Origin of the sequence: Mesorhizobium amorphae (assembly GCF_014843845.1) — a bacterium.
GTDB lineage: Bacteria > Pseudomonadota > Alphaproteobacteria > Rhizobiales > Rhizobiaceae > Mesorhizobium > Mesorhizobium amorphae_A.
This window is the reverse complement of the sequence record NZ_JHQS01000017.1, coordinates 100,176-119,500: the sequence shown is the minus strand read 5'-3', so window position 1 is coordinate 119,500 and position 19,325 is coordinate 100,176. Positions and strand designations below refer to the sequence as shown.

The following is a 19,325-nucleotide window of genomic DNA, read 5'->3' as shown; positions in this document are numbered from 1 at the left end:
GACGGGTCAATGGATGTTCTTTAACGAGAAAAAACAATTGGCCTGCAGGTAAGCGCCCGCACAGGCGGCACGATAGTGCCTGCCTGGCACATTGCAGCTTGGCCGAATGCCCTTAGAAATCCGGGCGGCGATAGACAGTCGAGGAGAACAGCATGGCGGATCTGGCGGGCAAGGTGGTTGTCGTCACCGCAGCGGCGCAAGGCATCGGCCGGGCAAGTGCGCTGGCCTTCGCCAAGGCGGGTGCGGTGGTGCACGCCACCGACATCAACGAGGTGCTGCTGGCCGAGCTCGGCAAGACAAGCGGGATCAACACCCGCAAGCTCGATGTGCTGAACGACGAGGCGGTGAAATCGGGCTTCGCCGAGATCGGCCCTGTCGATGTGCTGTTCAATTGCGCCGGCTTCGTCCATTCCGGCTCGATCCTCGAAATGGCGGATGCCGATCTCGACTTCGCCTTCAACCTCAATGTGCGCGCAATGATCCGCACCATCCGCGCCGTGCTGCCGGGAATGCTGGAGCGTGGCGGCGGATCGATCGTCAACATGTCTTCGGTCGCCGGCGCCGGCAAAGGCGTGCCCAACCGCTTCGCCTATGGCGTCACCAAGGCTGCGGTCATCGGCCTGACCAAGGCGATCGCCGCCGATTATGTCGGCAAGGGCATACGCTGCAACGCCATCTGCCCCGGCACCGTCGAAAGCCCGTCGCTACAGCACCGTATGCATGCGCAGGGCGACTATGAGGCAGCCCGCGCGGCCTTCATCGCCCGCCAGCCGATGGGCCGCCTCGGCACGCCGGAGGAAATCGCCGACCTCGCCGTCTATCTCGCCGGTGCCACCTACACGTCGGGACAGGCCTACAATATCGACGGGGGCTGGTCGATCTAGCAGTCTGAAAAGCAACGCCCCCGGGCATCTGGCCAGCTTCCGTGCTTGCCCCGGGATAGACCCATTCGGTACGTTCCGTCCGGTTTCCGAAACCACGTCACTCGCCTCGGCGGAGCGAATTTGCAAATGGCCTCTGGCCGCAAGTTAGGAGAAAGACTCCATGAAACTGCTGCGCTATGGCGAGGTGGGGAGCGAACGTCCCAGCCTGCTCGATGCGGATGGGACGATCCGCGACCTCTCCGCTTATGTCGCCGACATCGCCGGCACGGTGCTTCATCCGGCCTCGCTGGACATGCTGTCGAAGCTCGACCCGAAATCGCTGCCGGCGGTTTCCCGTAGCCCGCGCATCGGCGCCTGCGTCGCCGGCACGGGAAAATTCATCTGCATCGGGCTGAACTATTCCGACCACGCCGCCGAGACCGGCGCCACGGTGCCGCCGGAGCCGATCATCTTCATGAAGGCAAGCTCGGCCATCGTTGGACCGGATGATGACGTGCTCATCCCACGCGGCTCGGTCAAGACCGACTGGGAGGTCGAGCTCGGCGTGGTCATCGGCAAGACGGCGAAATATGTCAGCGAAGCGGACGCACTGGATTATGTTGCCGGCTACTGCGTCTCGCATGACGTGTCCGAGCGCGCCTTCCAGGCCGAGCGGCAGGGCCAGTGGACCAAGGGCAAGTCCTGCGACACTTTCGGTCCGATCGGCCCCTGGCTAGTCACCAAGGACGAAGTGGCCGACCCGCAGAACATCAAGATGTGGCTGACGGTCAACGGCAAGACGATGCAGAACGGCTCGACCAAGACCATGGTCTACGGTGTCGCCTATCTGGTCTCTTATCTAAGCCAGTTCATGTCGCTGCATCCCGGCGACATCATCTCCACCGGCACGCCGCCCGGCGTCGGTCTGGGCATGAAGCCGCCGGTGTTCCTCAAGGCAGGCGATGTGGTGGAGCTCGGCATCGAAGGGCTGGGGCAGCAGAAGCAGACGTTCAAGGCGGACGAATAGGCGAATCAAAACGAAGGGCTGCGCCGCCCCTCATCTGGCTGCCGCCATCTTCTCCCCGTAAACGGGGAGAAGGACGCTATTATCGCAGCGTTCGCCAAACACCGACGTTGCAGAATAAGCGCCGAGGATGCGGCCAGCTTATTTCTCCCCGTTTACGAGGAGAAATGCCCGGCAGGGCAATGAGGGGCAGCGCCGGCCAATGCGAAGCTACTTCAACACCTTCCCATCCGCCCCAAACCGGTACGTCTTCCCCGGCTCGGGCGTTGCGTAAAGCGTTGCACCCGGTTCGGCATTGTAGACGCCGAAGATGCGCACCGTGATCAGCCCGGCCTTTTCGCAGTCGAGATAGAGATTGGTGTCGGCGCCGAGATGCTCGGCATGCACCACCGTGCCCTTCCAGGCGCCGGATTTCGTGTCGACGGTCAGGTGCTCGGGCCGCACACCGATGGTCTTGGCTGTCTCGCCCAGCCTCGCGCCGTCGATGAAATTCATCTTCGGCGAGCCGATGAAGCCGGCGACGAATTCGTTCGCCGGCGAATTGTAGAGCTCCATCGGACCGCCGATCTGCTCGATTCTCCCGGCATTCAACACGACGATCTTGTCGGCCAGCGTCATCGCCTCGACCTGGTCGTGGGTGACGTAGATCATCGTTGCCTTCAACCGGCGATGCAGTTGCGCGATCTCCAGCCTGGTGTTGACGCGCAGCGCGGCGTCGAGGTTGGACAAGGGCTCGTCGAAGAGAAACAGCTTGGGCTCGCGCACCACGGCGCGGCCGATGGCGACGCGCTGGCGCTGGCCGCCGGAGAGTTCGGCGGGCCGCCTTTCGAGATAGGGCTCCAGCGACAGCATCGAGGAGGCAATGCCGATGCGGCGGTCGATCTCGGCCGCCGGCGTGCTGGCCTGCTTCAGACCGAGGCCCATATTGTTCTTCACCGTCAGATGCGGGTAGAGCGCATAGGTCTGGAACACCATGGCGATGCCGCGCTTGGCCGGAGGTGTGACTGATACGTCCTCGCCGTCGATGACGACACGGCCCGAGGTCGAATCCTCCAGCCCGGCAATGACCCTGAGCAGGGTCGACTTGCCGCAGCCGGACGGGCCGACGAAGACCACGAACTCGCCGTCCGTCACTTCGAGGTTAATGCCCTTCAGCACCTCGACCGGCCCGAAAGCCTTCTTCACATTCTCGATCTTCAGCGAGCCCACAATATTGGTTCCTAGCTTTTAGAGTTTGACGGCGGCGCCGCTGCGCACGCTCTCGTCGGCGGCGAGGCAGACGGCGAGCGACTTCACCGCGTCGTCCATATGCCTGTTGAGATCGATATCCTCGCGGATCGCCTTCAGCACAAAGGCCTGCTCGAGATCGCACAGGTCCTGATGGCCCGGCTCGCCTTCCATCGACAGCATCTCGTCGGGCCTGGCGAACTTGCCGTCCGGCCCGGTCGCGGCACTGTGCAGGCGGATGGTCGAGGTCTTGGTGTGGGTGTCGATGTCATCGGATTTGACGCCTTCCTTCATGACGATCGACGCGCAGCCGTTTGGCGAGATGACGTCCTTCACGAAAAAGGCGGTCTCCGAAATCATCGGCCCCCAGCCGGCCTCGTACCAGCCGACCGAGCCGTCATCGAACAGCACCTGCAGGTGGCCGTAATTGTACATAGTCGGCGCGACCTCTTCGGTCAGCCGCACCCCCATGCCGCGCACCTCGACCGGCCTGGCGTCGGTGATCTGCAGCATCACGTCGAGATAGTGCACGCCGCAGTCGACGATCGGCGAGGTCGTCTGCATCAGCTGCTTGTGCGTGCCCCAGGTATGGCCCGAGGATTGCTGGTTGAGGTTCATGCGGAACACGTAGGGGCCGCCAAGCTTGCGCGCCTCGGCGATCAGCCTGATCCAGGACGGGTGATGGCGAAGGATGTAGCCTATCACCAGCTTTTTGCCGTTGGCCTTGGCGGCGGCGACGACACGCTCGGCATCGGCGACCGTCGTTGCCAGCGGCTTTTCGACAAAGACGTGGCAACCGGCTTCGAATGCCTTCACCGCATAGTCGGCATGGCTGTCGGAATAGGTGGCGATGCAGGCGACATCGGGTTTTTCGTCGCGCAGCGCCTCGTCGAAGGAGCGCCTGATGCCATAGCCGGAAAGGCCTTCCGGCAGCGGCACGTCGGAGCGGTTGATCAGTGCCGCGATCTCGAAGCCTGGATTGTTGTGATAGGCGAGCGCATGGCTGCGGCCCATATTGCCGAGGCCGGCGACGACAACGCGAAGGGGTTTTTGCGAACTCACTTGACGGCTCCAGACGTGATGCCGCGGATCAGCTGCCGCGAGAAGATGACGTAGAGGATCAGCACCGGCATGATCGCCAGCGAGAGTGCTGCCAGGATGGCGTTCCAGTTGGTGACGAACTGGCCAAGGAACAGTTGCGCGCCGAGCGTCACCGTCTTGGTCTCCTCGGACGGCGCCAGGATCAGCGGGAACCACAGATCGTTCCAGATCGGGATCATGGTGAAGACGGCGACCGTCGCCATCGATGGCCTGACCAGCGGCAGCACCAGCCGGAAGAAGATCGTGTATTCGGATAGGCCGTCGATCCTGCCCGCGTTCTTCAGATCGTCGGACACCTGCTTCATAAACTCCGACAGGATGAACACGGCCAACGGCAGGCCTTGCGCCGTATAGACCAGGACCAGCGCCGTCAGCGTGTTGACCAGTCCGCTCGCCACCATCAATTGCAGGATGGCGACGGTGCCGAGGCGGATCGGGATCATGATGCCGAGCGCCAGATAAAGCCCCATCAAAGTATTGCCGCGGAAGCGGTATTCCGACAGCGCGAAGGCGGCCATGGCGCCGAACAACAGCACGAAGAACAGCGAGGCAACGGTGACGACGAGGCTGTTCTGGAAATAGTGGATGAAGTCGCCCTGGCCGATAACGGTCGTATAGCCGATCAGGTCGAAGGTTTCGGGCGTCGGCGGCGTCAGCGGCGCGCCGAAGATGCCAGCGCGGGATTTGAACGAATTCATGATCACGATGATGACCGGAAACAGCGCGATCGCCGTATAGGTCAGCAGGATCGCGTGGGCGCCGATAGTGCGGGGCAGCGAACGGGTTGCTGTGCTCATCGCTCGCTCCTCAGAATTGATAGCGACGCAGGCGCGTCTGCACGAGGAAGAGATAGACGCAGACACCGCCGAGGATGATCAGGAACATCATGGTGGCAATCGCTGCGCCCATGTTGGGATCGCCGATCTGGAGCTGGAAGCCGAAGAAGGCGCGGTAGAGGAAGGTGCCGAGGATGTCGGTCGAATAGTTCGGGCCGGCCAGCGCGCCTTGCGCGGTGTAGATCAGGTCGAAGGCGTTGAAATTGCCGACGAAGGTGAGGATCGAGATGATGCCGATCGACGGCAGGATCAGCGGCAGCTTGATCTTCCAGAACTGCGACATGCCGGTGATGCCGTCGCATTCGGCCGCCTCGAGCACCTCGTCGGGGATCGACAGCAGGGCGGCATAAATCAGCATCATCGGGATGCCGACGAACTGCCATACCGAAATCAGGCTGAGCGCGGTCAGCGCGTATTCTTCCTTGCCTAGCCAAGGCGTGAAAAGGCTTTTCAATCCGACCAGGTCGAGCATATGCGGCGCCACGCCCCATAGCGGCGACAGGATGAGCTTCCAGGCGAAGCCGACGATGACGAAGGACAGGATGGTCGGCACGAAGATCGCCGTGCGGTAGAAGGCGGAGAACCTGAGCCTGGGGCTGGAGAGCAGCGCTGCCAGTAGGACGCCGATCGGGTTCTGCACCAGCATGTGGATGATGAAGAACCAGACGTTGTTGCGCAGCGCATTCCAGAAGCCCACGGACCAGTTGGGGTTACCGAACAGGGTGCGGAAGTTCTCAAGCCCGACGAACACCTGGGACTGCTCGATGTTGCGGAACAGCGACAGCTGCAGCGTGCCGGCCAGCGGCAGGATCATGATCGCCGTATAGACCAGCACCGCCGGCGCCAGGAAGATGCCGATGTGCCAGCGGAACGGTCGTTTGGGTCGTGTTTGTGCGGCCATGAGTTCGGTCCCCGCCGTCTCTCGGTTCCAGGTGATGCGATGCTAGATGATGCCTCGATGCACGGCCTGCCTCCAAGAATGGAGGCTTCCGACACGTCAGCTTCGCCTTCCCCGCAAAGCGAGGGTAAGGCTGAGAGGCAGGGCCGACAATCGCAATCTCAAAACAGACGCTTTTCGAATGCCGGCCGGGCATGTGCCCGGCCGGCCCGTTGCCTGAGCTCTTACTTTGCCGGCTTGTACCAGCTGTCGAGACCGTCCTGCAGCTTCTTGGCGGCAGCTTCGGGCGTGTCGGTGCCGTTGATGACGTTGGCCGATTCAACCCAGGTCTCGTTTTCGAGGTTCGGCGTACCGCGGCCCAGGATCTGGTAGGTCGAGCGGATCGTCGACTTGCACTTGTCGCGCCAGGAGACGAATTCCTGGGCCAGCGGATCTTCCATCTTCACTGGCGCCGAGTTCAGGCTGAAGAAGCCCGGCAGCGCATTGGCATAGATGGTGGCGAAATCCGGCGAGGCGACCCAGGTCAGGAAGGTCTTGGCCGCATCCGCATTCTTCGAGGCCGCATTCAGGCCGATGCCGATGTCGGTGTGGTCCGAGATGTAGCAGGTGTCGCCGGCCTTCTCGACCGGCGGCGGAAAGGCGCCCATCTTGAACTGCGCCTGGGTGTTGAACAGCGCGATTTCCCACGAGCCGGCCGGGTAGATGGCGGCGCGGCCGAGCGTGAACAGGTTCTGGCTGTCCGGGTAGGTCTGCGCCTCGAAGCCGTCGCCAAGATAAGGCTTCCACTTGGCAAGTTCTTCATACGGCGCCACCCAGTCCTTGTCGGTCAGCTTCTGCTCGCCCTTGATGAGCGCTGTACGGCCATCCTCGCCCTTCCAGTAGTTCGGGCCGATGTTCTGGTAGCCCATAGTCGCTGCTTCCCAGAGATCCTTGGTGCCCATCGCCATCGGAATGTAGGTGCCGTCAGCCTTGATCTTGTCGAGCGCGGCGAAGAATTCGTCGCGAGTCTCCGGCACCTTGATGCCGAGCTTGTCGAAGGCGTCCTTGTTGTAGATGAAGCCGTGGATGACCGAGGCCATCGGCACGCAGAAGCTCGCCTTGCCGTCGTCGGTCTGCCAGGCGGCCTTGGCCACCGGGGAGAAGTTCTCCATGCCAGGCAGCGCCGAGAGGTCGGCGAGGTTGCCCTTCTTGTAGAGTTCCAGCGACTTGTCGAACGGGCGGCAGGTGATCAGGTCGCCCGCCGAGCCGGCGGCGAGCTTGGCGCCGAGTGCGGCGTCATATTCAGTCGGCGCAGACGGTGCGAACACCACCTTGATGCCTGGGTTCTTGGCTTCGAAGGCCGGGATCAGCTTGTCCTTCCAGATGGCAAGGTCGTCGCCGCGCCAGCTTTCGATGTTGAGCGTTACGTCGTCGGCATAAGCCGCCCCGGCGGTGCCGAGAATGCTGGTGCCGAGAAGAAGGGCCGTCAGTAGTTTCGTTGTCATGCTCAGTCTCCCTGTTGACCTTTTTCAGGTTCGGTTTTGATGAGAACAGAGGCTTGCGGCCCCTTGCTCCCCTCGATCGCGGAAAGTGCCGGCCGCAGCTTCTGGCCGGTTCTTTCCAGTATCTTCTCGGCCGCATCGGCGTTGGCGGCGCCGGCGGCGAGCAGAATGGCTGTCTTGACGACGCCGCCGCTCTTTTCGAGCAGGCGCGCAGCATCGTCCCTGCCGCGCCCGCTGATGGCGGCGACGATGCGTGCCGCGCGATCGCGCAGCTTGATGTTGTCGGCGGTGAGATTGACCATGTAGCCGTCATGGACATGGCCGAGATGGATGGCGGTGAGCGTCGACAGCATGTTGAGCGCGATCTTCTGCGCCGTGCCGGCGCCCATGCGCGTCGAGCCGGCAATCAGCTCCGGCGGTGTCTCAAGCAGGATGGCGACATCCGCAAGCTTGAGCAGCGGCGTGTCCTTGTTGTTGGCGATGGCGATGGTTGCGGCACCGCGGCTGCGCGCATCCTCCAGCGCCCTGACCGCATAGCGCGTCGTGCCGCTGGCCGAGATGGCAATCAGGCAGTCGCCCTCACTGAGGCCGGCACCAGCGACGGCCGCCGAGGCTTCGTCGGTGTCGTCCTCCGGCCCGCCGGCCAGTGTCTTGAAGGCTTCGTCGCCGCCGGCGATCAGGATGGCGATCCGATCGCGGGCAATGCCGAATGTGCCTGGAAGTTCCAGGGCATCTGCCACTGCCATCAGGCCCGAGCTGCCGGCTGCCGCATAGGCAAGCTTGCCGCCGCCTGCCAGCCGGCCGGCGATGATCTCGGCAGCGTTGGCGATGGCGGGAATGGCGCCGCGCACGGCCCTGGCGGCCTCGATCTGTGCGTCGGCCAGGAAAGAAAGGATGGCGTCCGGGGCCTGGATGTCCAGTCCCTCGGCGTTCTGATGATGCGCTTCTGTGCGCTTCTCGGTCATCCAATTCCCTCCAACTCGTAAAACAATACCAAAAAAATACCACTTGTCTACACGCATTAACGAAATCGTCGCTCAGAAATCGGATTGTCGGCAAAATTCGCTGATTTTTCAATAAAATATGCCTTAATCTTTTTGAAACCAAAATTAACTCTTGGCTATTGGTATTTTATTGGTATTATTCGCCCGGAGGAGAAAACGCGTGAATTTCGTGCTTGGCATCGATGGCGGCGGCACCAGCTGCAGGGCAGCCCTTGCGACAGCGGGCGGCACGGTCGTCGGCCGCGCCAAGAGCGGCGCCGCCAACATCCGCACCGACCTCACCGGCGCCCGAACCAACATCGTCGAGGCGGCCCGGCAGGCCTTCATTGCTGCCGGACAGGATCCGGAACTGATCCCGCAAACGCCGGCCATTCTCGGCCTGGCCGGCGCCAATGTCGGCACCTACAGGCAGCAACTCGAGGCGATCCTGCCGTTCAGCCAAAGCCGCGTCGAGACCGATGCCGAGATCGCGCTGGAAGGCGCGGTCGGCTCCGGCGACGGCGCCATGGCCATCCTCGGCACCGGCACCGCCTATATGGCGCGCAAGAACGGCACGTCGCGCGCCATAGGGGGCTGGGGTTTCCAGGTCGGCGACCAGGGCAGCGGCGCGCGCATCGGCCGCGACCTGCTCGAACAAACGCTGCTCGCCTATGACGGCATTCGACCGGCCTCGCCTTTGACGGACGCCATGCTCGCGGTCTTCCGCAACAATCCGGAAGACGTGGTCGAGTTCACCACCAACGCCAAGCCCGGCGATTTCGGCGGCTTCGCGCCCAAGGTCTTCGATCACGCCGCCAAGGGCGACAATGTCGCCAACTGGATCCTCGACAAGGCGATCGCCGATGTCGAAGCCTCGCTCGGCGCGCTCGATCTCTCGGGCGGCGCGCCGCTCTGCCTGCTCGGCGGGCTGGCGCCGCTCTATGCGCCGCGCCTGTCGGCTCGCTACCAGGCCCTGCTCAAACCGCCGCTCGACGATGCGCTGGGTGGCGCGGTGCAGATGGCGGTGCGTATTTTCGCCAATGCCGCGGAGACGGCCGGATGAACGCCGCCGACCAGATCTTCGCCATGCTGAAGGAGTCGTCGCAAAGCGGCGCCCCGCTCTATCTGCAGCTCAGGAAAAGCATCGAGGACGCGGTCAATCGCGGGCTGATCGGACCCGGCGATGCGCTGCCGTCCGAGCGCGACATCGCCAGCAAGGCCGACATTTCGCGCGTCACCGTGCGCAAGGCGGTGCAGGATCTGGTCAAGGGCGGCATTCTCGTCCAGCGCCATGGTTCCGGCACCTTCGTGGCACCGCGCATGGAGCGCGTCGAGCAGTCGCTGTCGCGGCTGACCTCGTTCACCGAGGACATGGCGCGGCGCGGCATGGCGGTGCGTTCGGCCTGGCTCGACCGCGGCCTCTATGCGCCCTCGCCCGACGAGATGATGGTGCTTGGCCTGTCGTCGAGCGAACTTGTGGCGCGCGTGGCGCGCCTGCGCATTGCCAACGACACGCCGCTGGCAATCGAGCGCGCCTCGCTGTCGGCCAGCGTGCTGCCCGACCCGGAGGCAATCGGCTCGTCGCTCTATGCGGCGCTGGAAACATCCGGCAATCGGCCGGTGCGAGCGGTGCAGCGCATTTCGGCCGCCAATCTCGGCGACAGCGACGCGCGTCTGCTCGAAGTGCCGCCAGGCATTGCCGGACTGCACATCGAACGTATTTCCTATCTGGCGAGCGGCAAGGTGATCGAATTCACCCGCTCCATCTACAGGGGCGACGCCTATGATTTCGTCGCCGAACTCCGGCTGAGCGGGCCGGGCGAAGAGGGCCGGCCATGAGCACAACATCAACCACCCATATGCGGCGCGAGATCGAGGAGATCCCGGAGGCCACCGCCCGTCTGCTCGACGGCTCGGCGGCGGTGCTGACCGAGGCCGGGCGCGGCATTCGGGAGCGCGATCCGAGCTTCGTCGTCACAGTGGCGCGCGGTTCGTCCGACCATGCCGCCACCTTCATGAAATACGCCGTCGAACTGACCGCCGGCCTTGCGGTCGCGTCGGTCGGTCCATCGATCGCGTCCATCTATGGCGCGAAGCTGAGGCTCGCCGGCTCGGCCTGCCTGGCGATCTCGCAGTCGGGCAAAAGCCCCGACATCGTCGCCATGGCGCAAGCGGCACGGGCCGGCGGCGCGCTGACCGTCGCCATCACCAACACCGCCGATTCGCCGCTGGCGCGCGCCTCGGACTATGCGATCGATATCCTCGCCGGACCCGAGCGCAGTGTCGCTGCGACCAAGACCTTCATCAATTCCGCCGTTGCCGGTCTCGCCTTGATGGCGCATTCCACTGGCGACGATGCGCTGCTGGCGGCACTCGCCCGCTTGCCCGAGCATTTCCGCAAGGCCATCGCCTGCGACTGGATGACCGCGCTGGCCGAGACGATCGAGAAGCAGAAGTCGCTGTTCATCCTCGGCCGTGGCCCGTCTGCGGCGATGGCCAACGAGGCGGCGCTGAAATTCAAGGAAACCTGCGGCATGCATGCCGAGGCCTATAGTGCGGCCGAAGTCATGCATGGCCCGTTGGCGTTGGTCGGACCGGGCTTCCCGGTGCTGGCGCTCGCCGCCCGCGATGCCTCGGAGCCTTCGGTGGCCGAGGTCGCCGATAGCCTGGCGGGCAAGGGGGCACCGGTGTTCGTCACCTCGGCGCTTGCCAACCGCGCCACGCGCCTGCCGCATGTCGCTACCGGCCATCCCCTGACCGATCCGCTGGCGCTGATCGTGTCCTTCTACATGTTCGTCGAGGCCTTTGCCCGTCATCGCGGCCTCGATCCGGACACGCCGCGCAATCTGCGCAAAGTGACGGAAACCGTATGAGCGATCGTTTTGCCCTGACTGGCGCCCGCATCTTCGACGGCACCGACTGGTACGACAATGCCGCCCTCGTCGTGCAGGGCGGTGTGGTCGAGGCCATCGTCGCGACCAGCGCCATCCCGTCCGGGGTTGCCCATGTCGAGACTGGCGGCGGGCTGCTCGCGCCGGGCTTCGTCGATTTGCAGGTCAATGGTGGTGGCGGCGTCATGCTCAACGACCACCCCGATGTCGCCTCGATCGAGACCATCTGCCGGGCGCATGCGCCTTTCGGCACGACGGCACTGCTACCGACTTTAATCACCGACACGCCCGCCATCACCGCCGCGGCAGTTGCCGCAGGAGCCGAAGCCGCGCGGCAGAAGCTGCCGGGCTTTTTGGGCCTGCATCTCGAAGGCCCGCATCTGTCGGTTGCCCGCAAGGGCGCGCATGATCCGGCCTTGATCCGGCCGATGACCGACACCGACCAGGCGGCGCTGATCGCGGCGCGAAAAGGGCTTCCCGTCCTGCTGACGACGATCGCGCCTGAATCCGTCGAGCCTGAGCGCGTCACCGCGCTGGCCACGGCCGGCATCGTCGTCAGCCTCGGCCACTCCGACACCTTCTATGCCACGGCCAGCGCCTTCGCCGCGGCCGGCGCGACGGTGGTCACCCATTTGTTCAACGCCATGAGCCAGATCGGCAACCGTGAGCCGGGGCTGGCGGGTGCGGCCATCGACACCGGCACATTGTTTGCCGGCATAATCGCCGACGGCATCCATGTCGATCCCGCCACCATGGCGATCGCTCTGCGCGCCAAGCAGGGGCCGGGCAAGATCGTGCTGGTCACCGACGCCATGGCGACGATCGGCACCGACATGACGTCGTTCACGCTGAACGGCCGCACCATCTACCGCAAGGACGGCAGCCTGCGGCTGGCCGACGGAACGCTTGCGGGTGCCGATCTCGACATGATCTCGGCGGTTCGATACGTCCACCGTGTCGTCGGGCTGGAGTTGTCGGAGGCGTTACGCATGGCCTCGCTCTATCCGGCGCAGGCGATCGGCCAGTCGCATCGGCTCGGCCGTTTCGCCAACGGCACCGCGGCCGATATCGTCGCCTTGTCGGACGATCTGAACGTCAAGGGGGTCTGGATCGACGGCGCGAAAGTGTTTACGGACAGCAGCGCCATTTAGAGCGGTTCACTGTTTCACGGAAATGCAAAACCGCTCTATCTGTTTGTTTCGACGCAATTCCCAAGGGAAAGCGCTACGCGCTTTTCCCGGGAAAACCGTTTCACACTTTTCCTGGAATTGCTCCAGCGCTGAAAGCGGCCCGATGCACACAGTCGATTGCGTTGTTGCCGGGGCGGGTGTCGTCGGCCTCGCCGTCGCCCGCGCACTCGCTTTGTCCGGCCGCGAAGTGCTGGTGGTCGAAAAGGCCGCAGACATCGGCACCGGAACGAGTTCGCGCAATTCCGAAGTCATCCACGCCGGCATCTACTATGCGCCGGGAAGCCTGAAGACGCGGCTCTGCGTCGAAGGGCGCGAAAGGCTCTATGCCTATTGCCGCGAGCGCAGCATCGGCCATGCCCGCACCGGCAAGCTGATCGTTGCCGTCGAAGCGGCGCAGCTCGACAGGCTGCAGACGATCCGGGCCAATGCGCAACGCAGCGGCGTTGCCGATCTCGAATTGCTGACGCGCCAGGAGGCGGAAAGCCTTGAGCCTCATCTGACCTGCGCCGGCGCGTTGCTGTCGCCTTCGACCGGCATCGTCGACAGCCACGCGCTGATGCTGTCGCTGCACCGCGACGCCGAAGCCGCCGGCGCGTCTTTCGCCTTCCTGACTACGATTGTCGCGGCGGTCACTGGCGCCGATGGGGTGCAAATTCGCACGCTGGGTGCCGGGGGTGAACCGTTCGAATTGAAGGCCGGCGCCTTCGTCAACGCCGCAGGCCTGGACGCGCAGGCCTTGGCCGGGCGGATCGAGGGTTTCCCGCAAGGCCTCATTCCTCGTCAGCGGCTGGCGCGCGGCAATTATTTTGCGCTTTCGGGCCGGTCGCCCTTCTCGCGGCTGATCTATCCGGTTCCGGTCGATGGCGGCCTTGGCGTCCATCTGACCCTCGATCTCGGCGGCAGTGCGCGCTTTGGGCCCGATGTCGAATGGATCGACCATGTCGACTATACGGTCGATCCCGGCCGAGCCAATTCATTCTACGGCGAAATCAGGCGTTACTGGCCGGGCCTTGCGGACGACGCCCTGCTCCCGGCCTACGCCGGTGTCAGGCCGAAACTGTCCGGCCCGGGCCAGCCGGCGGCCGATTTCCTGATCCAGGGCCCGGCCGACCATGGCGCCGGCAGGATCGTCAACCTGCTCGGCATCGAGAGCCCCGGCCTGACCGCGAGCCTCGCCATCGCCGAGCATGTTTTCGGGCTGTTGTATCCGAACTGATCTCGCGCAGGCTGCGATGTCCGGAGCGAGCTCAGCTCATGAGCCGGCTTTCGACGCGAAAAGGTCCTTGTAGGTCTCGCGCAAAAGGTTCTTCTGCACCTTGCCCATGGTGTTGCGCGGCAATTCGTCGACGAAGATCACCTGCTTGGGGTGTTTGTATTTGGCGAGCCGCCCGGCAATAGCTCCGATGATATCGGCCGCGCCGACGGTGGAGCCCGGTTTGCGAACCACGACCGCCGTGACGCCCTCGCCGAAATCCGGATGGGCAATGCCGATCACGGCACTTTCGCTGACCCCGGCAAGCGCGTCGATCTCGCTCTCGATCTCCTTCGGATAGATGTTGTAGCCGCCGGAGATGATCAGGTCCTTGCCGCGTCCGACGATGTGGACATAGAAGTCGGCATCGACCAGGCCGAGATCGCCGGTGATGAAGAAGCCGTCATCGCGGAATTCGGCTTCGGTCTTTTCCGGCATGCGCCAATAGCCGGCAAAGACATTCGGACCCTTGACCTCGATCATGCCGACCTCGCCCAGGGCAAGTGTGCGGCCACTGTCGGGATCGGCGATGCGCAGCGAAACGCCCGGCAAGGGAAAGCCGACCGTGCCGGCACGGCGTTCGCCATAATAGGGGTTCGACGTGTTCATGTTGGTCTCGGTCATACCGTAGCGCTCGAGAATGGCGTGGCCGGTGCGCTCGCGCCACGCCGCATGCGTCTCGGCCAGAAGCGGCGCCGACCCGGATATGAACAGGCGGATGTTCTTTGCCGCCTGGCCGTTCAGGCCCGCCTGCTGCAAAAGCCTGACGTAGAAGGTCGGCACGCCCATCAGCGCCGTGGCGCCGGGCAGCAGCGCGACGATGCGGCCTGCGTCGAATTTCTGCTCGAACAGCATCGAGGCGCCGGCCATCAGGATGACGTTGGTGGCGACGAACAGGCCGTGCGTATGGAAAATCGGCAGCGCATGGATCAGCACGTCGTCACTGGTGAAACGCCAATGCTCGACCAGCACCCGCGCATTCGAAGCAAGGTTATCGTGGCTGAGCATGGCGCCCTTCGAGCGGCCGGTCGTGCCTGACGTGTAGAGAATAGCCGCCAGATCGTCGGGCTCGCGCGCAACATCGCGGAATTCCTTTGGCTGGTGTGAAGCACTCTCGGTCAGTGAACCTTCGCCCTTGCTGCCAAGCGTGGCCACGGCGGCGCCCGATGCCTCCGCCAGAGGTCCGATATCGGCGGCCTTCGCGGGATCGCAGACGACCAGTCGCGGTTCGGCATCGCCGAAGAAATAGCCGAGCTCCGCCAGCGTGTAGGCGGTGTTGAGCGGCAGGAAGACGGCACCGGCGCGCAGGCAGGCAAGGTAGAGAAAAATGGCCTCCGGGCACTTCTCGACCTGGACGGCGACGCGGTCGTCCGGTCTGACGCCTAATTGGACCAGCGCATGCGCCAGCTGCGCCGACTGGGCCAGCATATCGCCATAGGTGATCGAGCGCCCGTCATCCGTCGCCATCAACAGCCGCTCGGGACCGGGCATGCGGGCGCGGAAAGCGTCGAACAGGTGATTGCTCATGGTCTTCCCTGATATGGCGTCTGCAGCAGCGCAAATATCAGATTTTTGGCGTGGGACGAGAAGCTATTTGCGGCCGCGCGACGCCTTGCCGGTGCCGGCCTTGGCCTGTTCCTCCTGGGCAAAGCGCTCCATGCACATGGCCGCCGTCAGGCGGTAGTGGCTGAGCAGGGCTTCGACCGCGCCGTCGGCGTCGCCATCCAGCGTGCGTTCGGCGATCAGGCGATGCTCGCCGAGATCGTCGCGTTCGATTGCCGGGCTGACCTGCGACATCAGCCGGTAGCGGGAGGCCTGATCAGAAAGCTGGTCGCAGAACCCGACCAGCCAGTGCGACCGGCAGGCTGCAATCAGCGTTCGATGGAAGGAGCGATGCAGCTTTTCCCAATCCGGATTGTTTGACGAGGGCTCGTCCGGCAGGCGGCGCGGGGCGCGCGCCAGGCGATGCAGCGCCAGCACGAGCTGCTCTTCCCATTCCGCCGTACGGTGGGCGATCGATTCGCGCAGCGCCCGCTCTTCCAGCCAGCAGCGCGTGCGGGTCAATTCCTCCAGTTCCTCGGCGCTGACAGGCATGAGGAAGAAGCCGCGCTGGTCGTGGCGGCCAAGCAGACCTTCCGAGGCGAGACGGTTGAGAGCTTCGCGCACGGGCGAAGCCCCGGCGCCATACCGCGAAACCACCCACTCGACCCGAAGCTTGCTTTCGGTTTCGAGCACGCCGCGCAGAAGATCGTCGCGTAGCTGATGATAGACCGTGCTGGCGAGGGTGCTCTTGGGTCCGGCCCCTTCATCGCCCAGATCGGCGGTTCCGTATGTCAATATAGCTCCTGTTGCCTGCTTGGGCCCGTTGTGGATTCTTGTGTCAAAGCAGCATTGATCCCGTACGCGTACTATACCGCGCCCTGCTTTCGACGCTCAAGCAGAAGATGGCGGTATTCGACTTAAAGAGGAGAGATGGTAGTACCCCATCCGCCAATGTAACTATTGTAAGGAAAATCTCTTTGTCCCGAAGAAACCTGCGCGCGCCGAACAAGAGGCGTTTGGCGCGTTTCCTTTGCCGTTACAATCGGAAGTTTGGTGACCAAGCCCGTGCCTGGCCTAGCATTTCGGGTTTCATCGTCAGGGCCGGCTGAAGCTGTCGAATCTTGCTGCAATCGATTTCAGATGGCGGCGCGGTCCGCTGCCATCCTGATCGCCTCGATGTTTGCCCGATAGGCTTCGACGCTGCCGCCCTTGAAGATGGCCGCACCCGCGACCAGCACGTCGGCGCCGGCAGCGGTGACCAGGGGCGCCGTCTCCGGCGAGACGCCGCCGTCGATCTCGATCCGGATCGGCCGCTTGCCGATCATCGCCTTGACCCGCTTCACCTTGTCGACAACGGCCGGAATGAAGGCCTGGCCGCCAAAACCTGGATTGACGGTCATGATCAGGATCAGGTCGAGCCGGTCGAGCACATATTCGATTGCGCTTTCAGGCGTCGCCGGATTGAGCGACACGCCGGCCTTCTTGCCGAGGTTCCTGATGGTCTGCAGCGAGCGGTCGAGATGCGGGCCGGCCTCGGTATGCACCGTTATGCCGTCGCAGCCGGCCTCGGCGAAGGCGGCCAGATAGGGGTCGGCCGGCGCGATCATCAGATGGCAGTCAAAGAAGACCTTGGTGCGGTTGCGGATCGCCTTGACCACCGGTGGGCCGAAGGTGATGTTCGGCACGAAATGGCCGTCCATCACGTCGAGATGGATCCAGTCGGCGCCGGCCGCCGCGACGGCCTCGACCTCGTCGCCGAGCTTCGAGAAATCCGACGCCAGCACCGATGGCGCGATCAGGGTCTTTTGAGCCATGTCCGCTTCCCGTTCTTGGAACCCGCTTCCGCCCTAACGCATCGGCCCGAAAATCGGAACCGATTTTCGGAAAGCACGATGCGTAGATTCAAAAGCGTTAGAGCGTACTTTGTGCGTCCAAATGGACGCACGTCGCTCTAATGGTCCCGACGCTGCTTGTCGACAGAAATCCGGCGCCGGTGCGTTCTCCGCACAAGAAGAGAGGCAGCCTCAGCCGCCTCTCTCCTTCCTATGCATCAGGATTTCAGTTCGCCTGCCGCCGCAGCTTGGCCTGCCCCGGCAGAAGAGACTTGGCCCTGCCTTGCTTCAACTTCTGCAAGTCCGTCACGCCCGGCTTGGGCACGCAATGCCCACGCACCAGCTTTTCGGTTGCCCGGCAGCCAATGGTGATGATCGCGTCCTTCACGCACGCCTTGCCGACCAGATGGTAGCCGCGCTTGCAGTCGATGATGACGGGAGGCTTGCGCACGCATTTGCCGTTGATGCGCAGTTCGTCGCGCCTGCATTTGTCGGCGATCACCGGGTTCTTCACGCATTTCAAGCCGAGCTGACGATAGCCCGGCAGGCAGTGGATGCTGACGCCGATGCACCTGCCGTTGACGAGCTTCTCGGTGCTTTTGCACACGGCAACGAGCGGCCTGTCGATGCATTTGCTACCCACCTGTTTCTGGCCGGGCAGGCATTTGCGGCCTGGATCGACCACCACCGGAGGCTGCCTGGGCTGGCCGAAGTCCGGACGCGTGCTGGAGACAAGATCGTCGGCCTCTGGTTCGAAGGTGCGCTTTATGCAGGTGAAATCCTCCTTGTCCGTATCGACGGTGGCGATGGCGCCATTCTGCTTGATCTCCTGCAGCGTGCACTGGATCGCGCGGGTTCTGACGATGCTGAGATCGTGGAAAGCGCTCGCCTTGAACGCACCGCCATCGTTGAAGGCGACCTTGGTTCCGGTGAAGAAGGCGCCGTTCGAGCAGCTGATCCTGTAGTGGAACGCGCCGGGCTCGTTGCGGCTCACTTCGAATGCGACCTGGCCCTTGCGTGGGCACAGTTTCTTTCCTCCGGCACTATCGGAAACGGTCACTTCGCCTTGCCAATCGGCCTTTGCCGGCGGGTTGTCGGGATCGGCCTGCGGTGCATCGGTGAAGCCGCCGCCGCCGGCGCCGGTACAATGCACCGTGATGTTCTTCCAGCCGTCGAAGGGTTCGAACGGACCATTGCCGACGATTTCGGTCATGTACTGGAAGTAGGCAGTTGCGCCGACATTCTCCCATTTCTCATAGGTCGCGAAATAGCCGTTCTTGGCCGCGTCATATGACGCCCACGCCTGCTTGAACTCGGAGGTGATCGGTCCGCCGTCCTTCTGTCGCCAGATGCGCATAGAGACCGGCCCGGCCTGGTTGGCCTGCGCCCGGCTGGTAACCTTCAGCGAGGGGCAGACCGTGCCGGGCGTCGAGCCCGGTTGATTGGACTGGTAGGTGGTCAAGAACAGCTTGACGTTGTCGACCTCGAACTTGCCGAAATCGGCAGCGACGTCCTGGACCGCGGGCTTGATTACCGGATCGCAGACGATTTGGACCTGGAACGTGCCGTGCTCGGCGTAATGCGAGTTGAAGAGTGGATAAGGCCAGCTGCCCGGCTGGGTTTCGGCGACGGCATTGTCCATGTCGAGCGCCTTGTCGGTAAGCGCCGTGAAGCTGGCGTGAAAAGTGTGGTTGAACGTATAGGATTTCGTCGGTCCGTCGGCTTGCAGGTGCTGGTTGCACTTGGCGATGATCTGGTCGCCATAGGGCACGACGGCAATGCCGGTATCGGACGACAGCGGTATTTTGGACGGGTCAAAGGCGAAGTTTTCCTGGTGGTCGTAGTCGCGGCTGACCGGCGCGTCGCTCCAGATCGGCGGAAACGGGCCGCATTGGCCGGGTCCGCAGACACCGAGTGCGACGCCGACATCCTGAACGTAGCCGGGCCAGCGTGTATTGATCTTCATGTGGCCCCAGAACTGGACGGTGCCGCTCTTCAGCGTGTCCCATTTCTGTTTGTCGCTCGATACGACATGGAGGGTGGTGTTGACGCTCTGCGTGTCGAAGGACATCGACTTGATGTTGGCCTGTTCGGCGAAGGCCGAGGTGGTGGCTAGTCCGGCTGCGAGCAAGGCAACGGTCGCAACCGTATTGCGAAAGGCGTGGCTGACTGAAGACATGTCTCTCTCCTGATGTGTTCCTTCAG

The 19,325-nt window shown here is 63.6% G+C and carries 17 protein-coding genes; 7 read left to right on the top strand and 10 right to left on the bottom strand.

Going from position 1 to position 19,325, the window contains the following annotated elements; all coding sequences use genetic code 11:
- Positions 1 to 152: 152 nt before the first annotated feature.
- Positions 153 to 884 carry an SDR family oxidoreductase gene (locus tag DH08_RS10905; protein ID WP_192179316.1) on the top strand — a complete coding sequence of 244 codons (732 nt, stop codon included), beginning with the start codon at positions 153 to 155 and terminating at the stop codon, positions 882 to 884.
- Between the two features lie 160 nt (positions 885 to 1,044).
- A complete protein-coding gene (locus tag DH08_RS10900) occupies positions 1,045 to 1,890 on the top strand; it encodes a fumarylacetoacetate hydrolase family protein (RefSeq protein WP_192179315.1) in 846 nt (281 codons plus the stop codon).
- Between the two features lie 207 nt (positions 1,891 to 2,097).
- Here DH08_RS10900 and DH08_RS10895 read toward each other — a convergent pair whose 3' ends face one another.
- The 6 genes from DH08_RS10895 to DH08_RS10870 form a co-directional block, all read right to left on the bottom strand.
- Positions 2,098 to 3,096: an ATP-binding cassette domain-containing protein gene (locus tag DH08_RS10895; RefSeq protein WP_192179314.1), complete on the bottom strand. Its 999-nt coding sequence runs from the start codon at positions 3,094 to 3,096 to the stop codon at positions 2,098 to 2,100.
- Between the two features lie 18 nt (positions 3,097 to 3,114).
- The gene (locus DH08_RS10890) at positions 3,115 to 4,176 is read right to left on the bottom strand and encodes a Gfo/Idh/MocA family oxidoreductase (protein WP_192179313.1); all 1,062 of its coding nucleotides are present in this window, start codon (positions 4,174 to 4,176) and stop codon (positions 3,115 to 3,117) included.
- Positions 4,173 to 5,012, bottom strand: coding sequence for a carbohydrate ABC transporter permease (locus DH08_RS10885; protein WP_192179312.1), 840 nt, complete (start codon positions 5,010 to 5,012; stop codon positions 4,173 to 4,175). The genes DH08_RS10890 and DH08_RS10885 overlap by 4 nt, the downstream gene beginning before the upstream one ends.
- Positions 5,013 to 5,022: 10 nt before the next feature.
- On the bottom strand, positions 5,023 to 5,952 hold the full coding sequence (locus DH08_RS10880; RefSeq protein WP_192179311.1) for a carbohydrate ABC transporter permease: 930 nt from the start codon (positions 5,950 to 5,952) through the stop codon (positions 5,023 to 5,025).
- 221 nt (positions 5,953 to 6,173) lie between these two features.
- Positions 6,174 to 7,433 (bottom strand): ABC transporter substrate-binding protein, encoded by a 1,260-nt coding sequence (locus DH08_RS10875; protein WP_192179310.1) that lies wholly within the window; start codon positions 7,431 to 7,433, stop codon positions 6,174 to 6,176.
- 2 nt (positions 7,434 to 7,435) lie between these two features.
- On the bottom strand, positions 7,436 to 8,395 hold the full coding sequence (locus tag DH08_RS10870; protein ID WP_192179309.1) for an N-acetylmuramic acid 6-phosphate etherase: 960 nt from the start codon (positions 8,393 to 8,395) through the stop codon (positions 7,436 to 7,438).
- 199 nt (positions 8,396 to 8,594) lie between these two features.
- Between DH08_RS10870 and DH08_RS10865 the strand changes: the two genes are divergently transcribed.
- The 5 genes from DH08_RS10865 (at position 8,595) to DH08_RS10845 (ending at position 13,710) form a co-directional block, all read left to right on the top strand.
- On the top strand, positions 8,595 to 9,476 hold the full coding sequence (locus tag DH08_RS10865; protein WP_192179308.1) for a BadF/BadG/BcrA/BcrD ATPase family protein: 882 nt from the start codon (positions 8,595 to 8,597) through the stop codon (positions 9,474 to 9,476).
- On the top strand, positions 9,473 to 10,252 hold the full coding sequence (locus DH08_RS10860; RefSeq protein WP_006202301.1) for a GntR family transcriptional regulator: 780 nt from the start codon (positions 9,473 to 9,475) through the stop codon (positions 10,250 to 10,252). The genes DH08_RS10865 and DH08_RS10860 overlap by 4 nt, the downstream gene beginning before the upstream one ends.
- Entirely contained in the window at positions 10,249 to 11,286 is a 1,038-nt protein-coding gene (locus DH08_RS10855; RefSeq protein ID WP_192179307.1) for an SIS domain-containing protein, read from the top strand. Before DH08_RS10860 ends, DH08_RS10855 begins: the two co-directional genes overlap by 4 nt.
- The gene (gene nagA / locus DH08_RS10850) at positions 11,283 to 12,455 is read left to right on the top strand and encodes an N-acetylglucosamine-6-phosphate deacetylase (protein ID WP_192179306.1); all 1,173 of its coding nucleotides are present in this window, start codon (positions 11,283 to 11,285) and stop codon (positions 12,453 to 12,455) included. Before DH08_RS10855 ends, nagA begins: the two co-directional genes overlap by 4 nt.
- A gap of 142 nt (positions 12,456 to 12,597) precedes the next feature.
- Positions 12,598 to 13,710, top strand: a complete 1,113-nt coding sequence (locus tag DH08_RS10845; protein ID WP_192179305.1) for an NAD(P)/FAD-dependent oxidoreductase — start codon at positions 12,598 to 12,600, stop codon at positions 13,708 to 13,710.
- 36 nt (positions 13,711 to 13,746) lie between these two features.
- Here DH08_RS10845 and DH08_RS10840 read toward each other — a convergent pair whose 3' ends face one another.
- The 4 genes from DH08_RS10840 to DH08_RS10825 all read right to left on the bottom strand — a co-directional run bounded on the left by DH08_RS10840 (position 13,747) and on the right by DH08_RS10825 (position 19,299).
- Positions 13,747 to 15,273, bottom strand: a complete 1,527-nt coding sequence (locus DH08_RS10840; RefSeq protein WP_192179304.1) for a malonate--CoA ligase — start codon at positions 15,271 to 15,273, stop codon at positions 13,747 to 13,749.
- 63 nt (positions 15,274 to 15,336) lie between these two features.
- Positions 15,337 to 16,083, bottom strand: coding sequence for a GntR family transcriptional regulator (locus DH08_RS10835; RefSeq protein WP_192179303.1), 747 nt, complete (start codon positions 16,081 to 16,083; stop codon positions 15,337 to 15,339).
- Between the two features lie 341 nt (positions 16,084 to 16,424).
- On the bottom strand, positions 16,425 to 17,102 hold the full coding sequence (rpe, locus tag DH08_RS10830; RefSeq protein ID WP_192179302.1) for a ribulose-phosphate 3-epimerase: 678 nt from the start codon (positions 17,100 to 17,102) through the stop codon (positions 16,425 to 16,427).
- A 244-nt stretch (positions 17,103 to 17,346) separates the two neighbouring features.
- A complete protein-coding gene (locus tag DH08_RS10825) occupies positions 17,347 to 19,299 on the bottom strand; it encodes a hypothetical protein (protein WP_192179301.1) in 1,953 nt (650 codons plus the stop codon).
- Positions 19,300 to 19,325 lie beyond the last annotated feature (26 nt).

Excerpts from the sequence above, each read along its gene's own strand:
- DH08_RS10905 (WP_192179316.1), top strand. The coding sequence starts at position 153 with ATGGCGGATCTGGCGGGCAAGGTGGTTGTCGTCACCGCAGCGGCGCAA.
- DH08_RS10900 (WP_192179315.1), top strand. The coding sequence starts at position 1,045 with ATGAAACTGCTGCGCTATGGCGAGGTGGGGAGCGAACGTCCCAGCCTG.
- DH08_RS10885 (WP_192179312.1), bottom strand. The coding sequence starts at position 5,012 with ATGAGCACAGCAACCCGTTCGCTGCCCCGCACTATCGGCGCCCACGCG.
- DH08_RS10880 (WP_192179311.1), bottom strand. The coding sequence starts at position 5,952 with ATGGCCGCACAAACACGACCCAAACGACCGTTCCGCTGGCACATCGGC.
- DH08_RS10875 (WP_192179310.1), bottom strand. The coding sequence starts at position 7,433 with ATGACAACGAAACTACTGACGGCCCTTCTTCTCGGCACCAGCATTCTC.
- DH08_RS10870 (WP_192179309.1), bottom strand. The coding sequence starts at position 8,395 with ATGACCGAGAAGCGCACAGAAGCGCATCATCAGAACGCCGAGGGACTG.
- DH08_RS10860 (WP_006202301.1), top strand. The coding sequence starts at position 9,473 with ATGAACGCCGCCGACCAGATCTTCGCCATGCTGAAGGAGTCGTCGCAA.
- DH08_RS10855 (WP_192179307.1), top strand. The coding sequence starts at position 10,249 with ATGAGCACAACATCAACCACCCATATGCGGCGCGAGATCGAGGAGATC.
- nagA (WP_192179306.1), top strand. The coding sequence starts at position 11,283 with ATGAGCGATCGTTTTGCCCTGACTGGCGCCCGCATCTTCGACGGCACC.
- DH08_RS10845 (WP_192179305.1), top strand. The coding sequence starts at position 12,598 with ATGCACACAGTCGATTGCGTTGTTGCCGGGGCGGGTGTCGTCGGCCTC.
- DH08_RS10840 (WP_192179304.1), bottom strand. The coding sequence starts at position 15,273 with ATGAGCAATCACCTGTTCGACGCTTTCCGCGCCCGCATGCCCGGTCCC.
- rpe (WP_192179302.1), bottom strand. The coding sequence starts at position 17,102 with ATGGCTCAAAAGACCCTGATCGCGCCATCGGTGCTGGCGTCGGATTTC.
- DH08_RS10825 (WP_192179301.1), bottom strand. The coding sequence starts at position 19,299 with ATGTCTTCAGTCAGCCACGCCTTTCGCAATACGGTTGCGACCGTTGCC.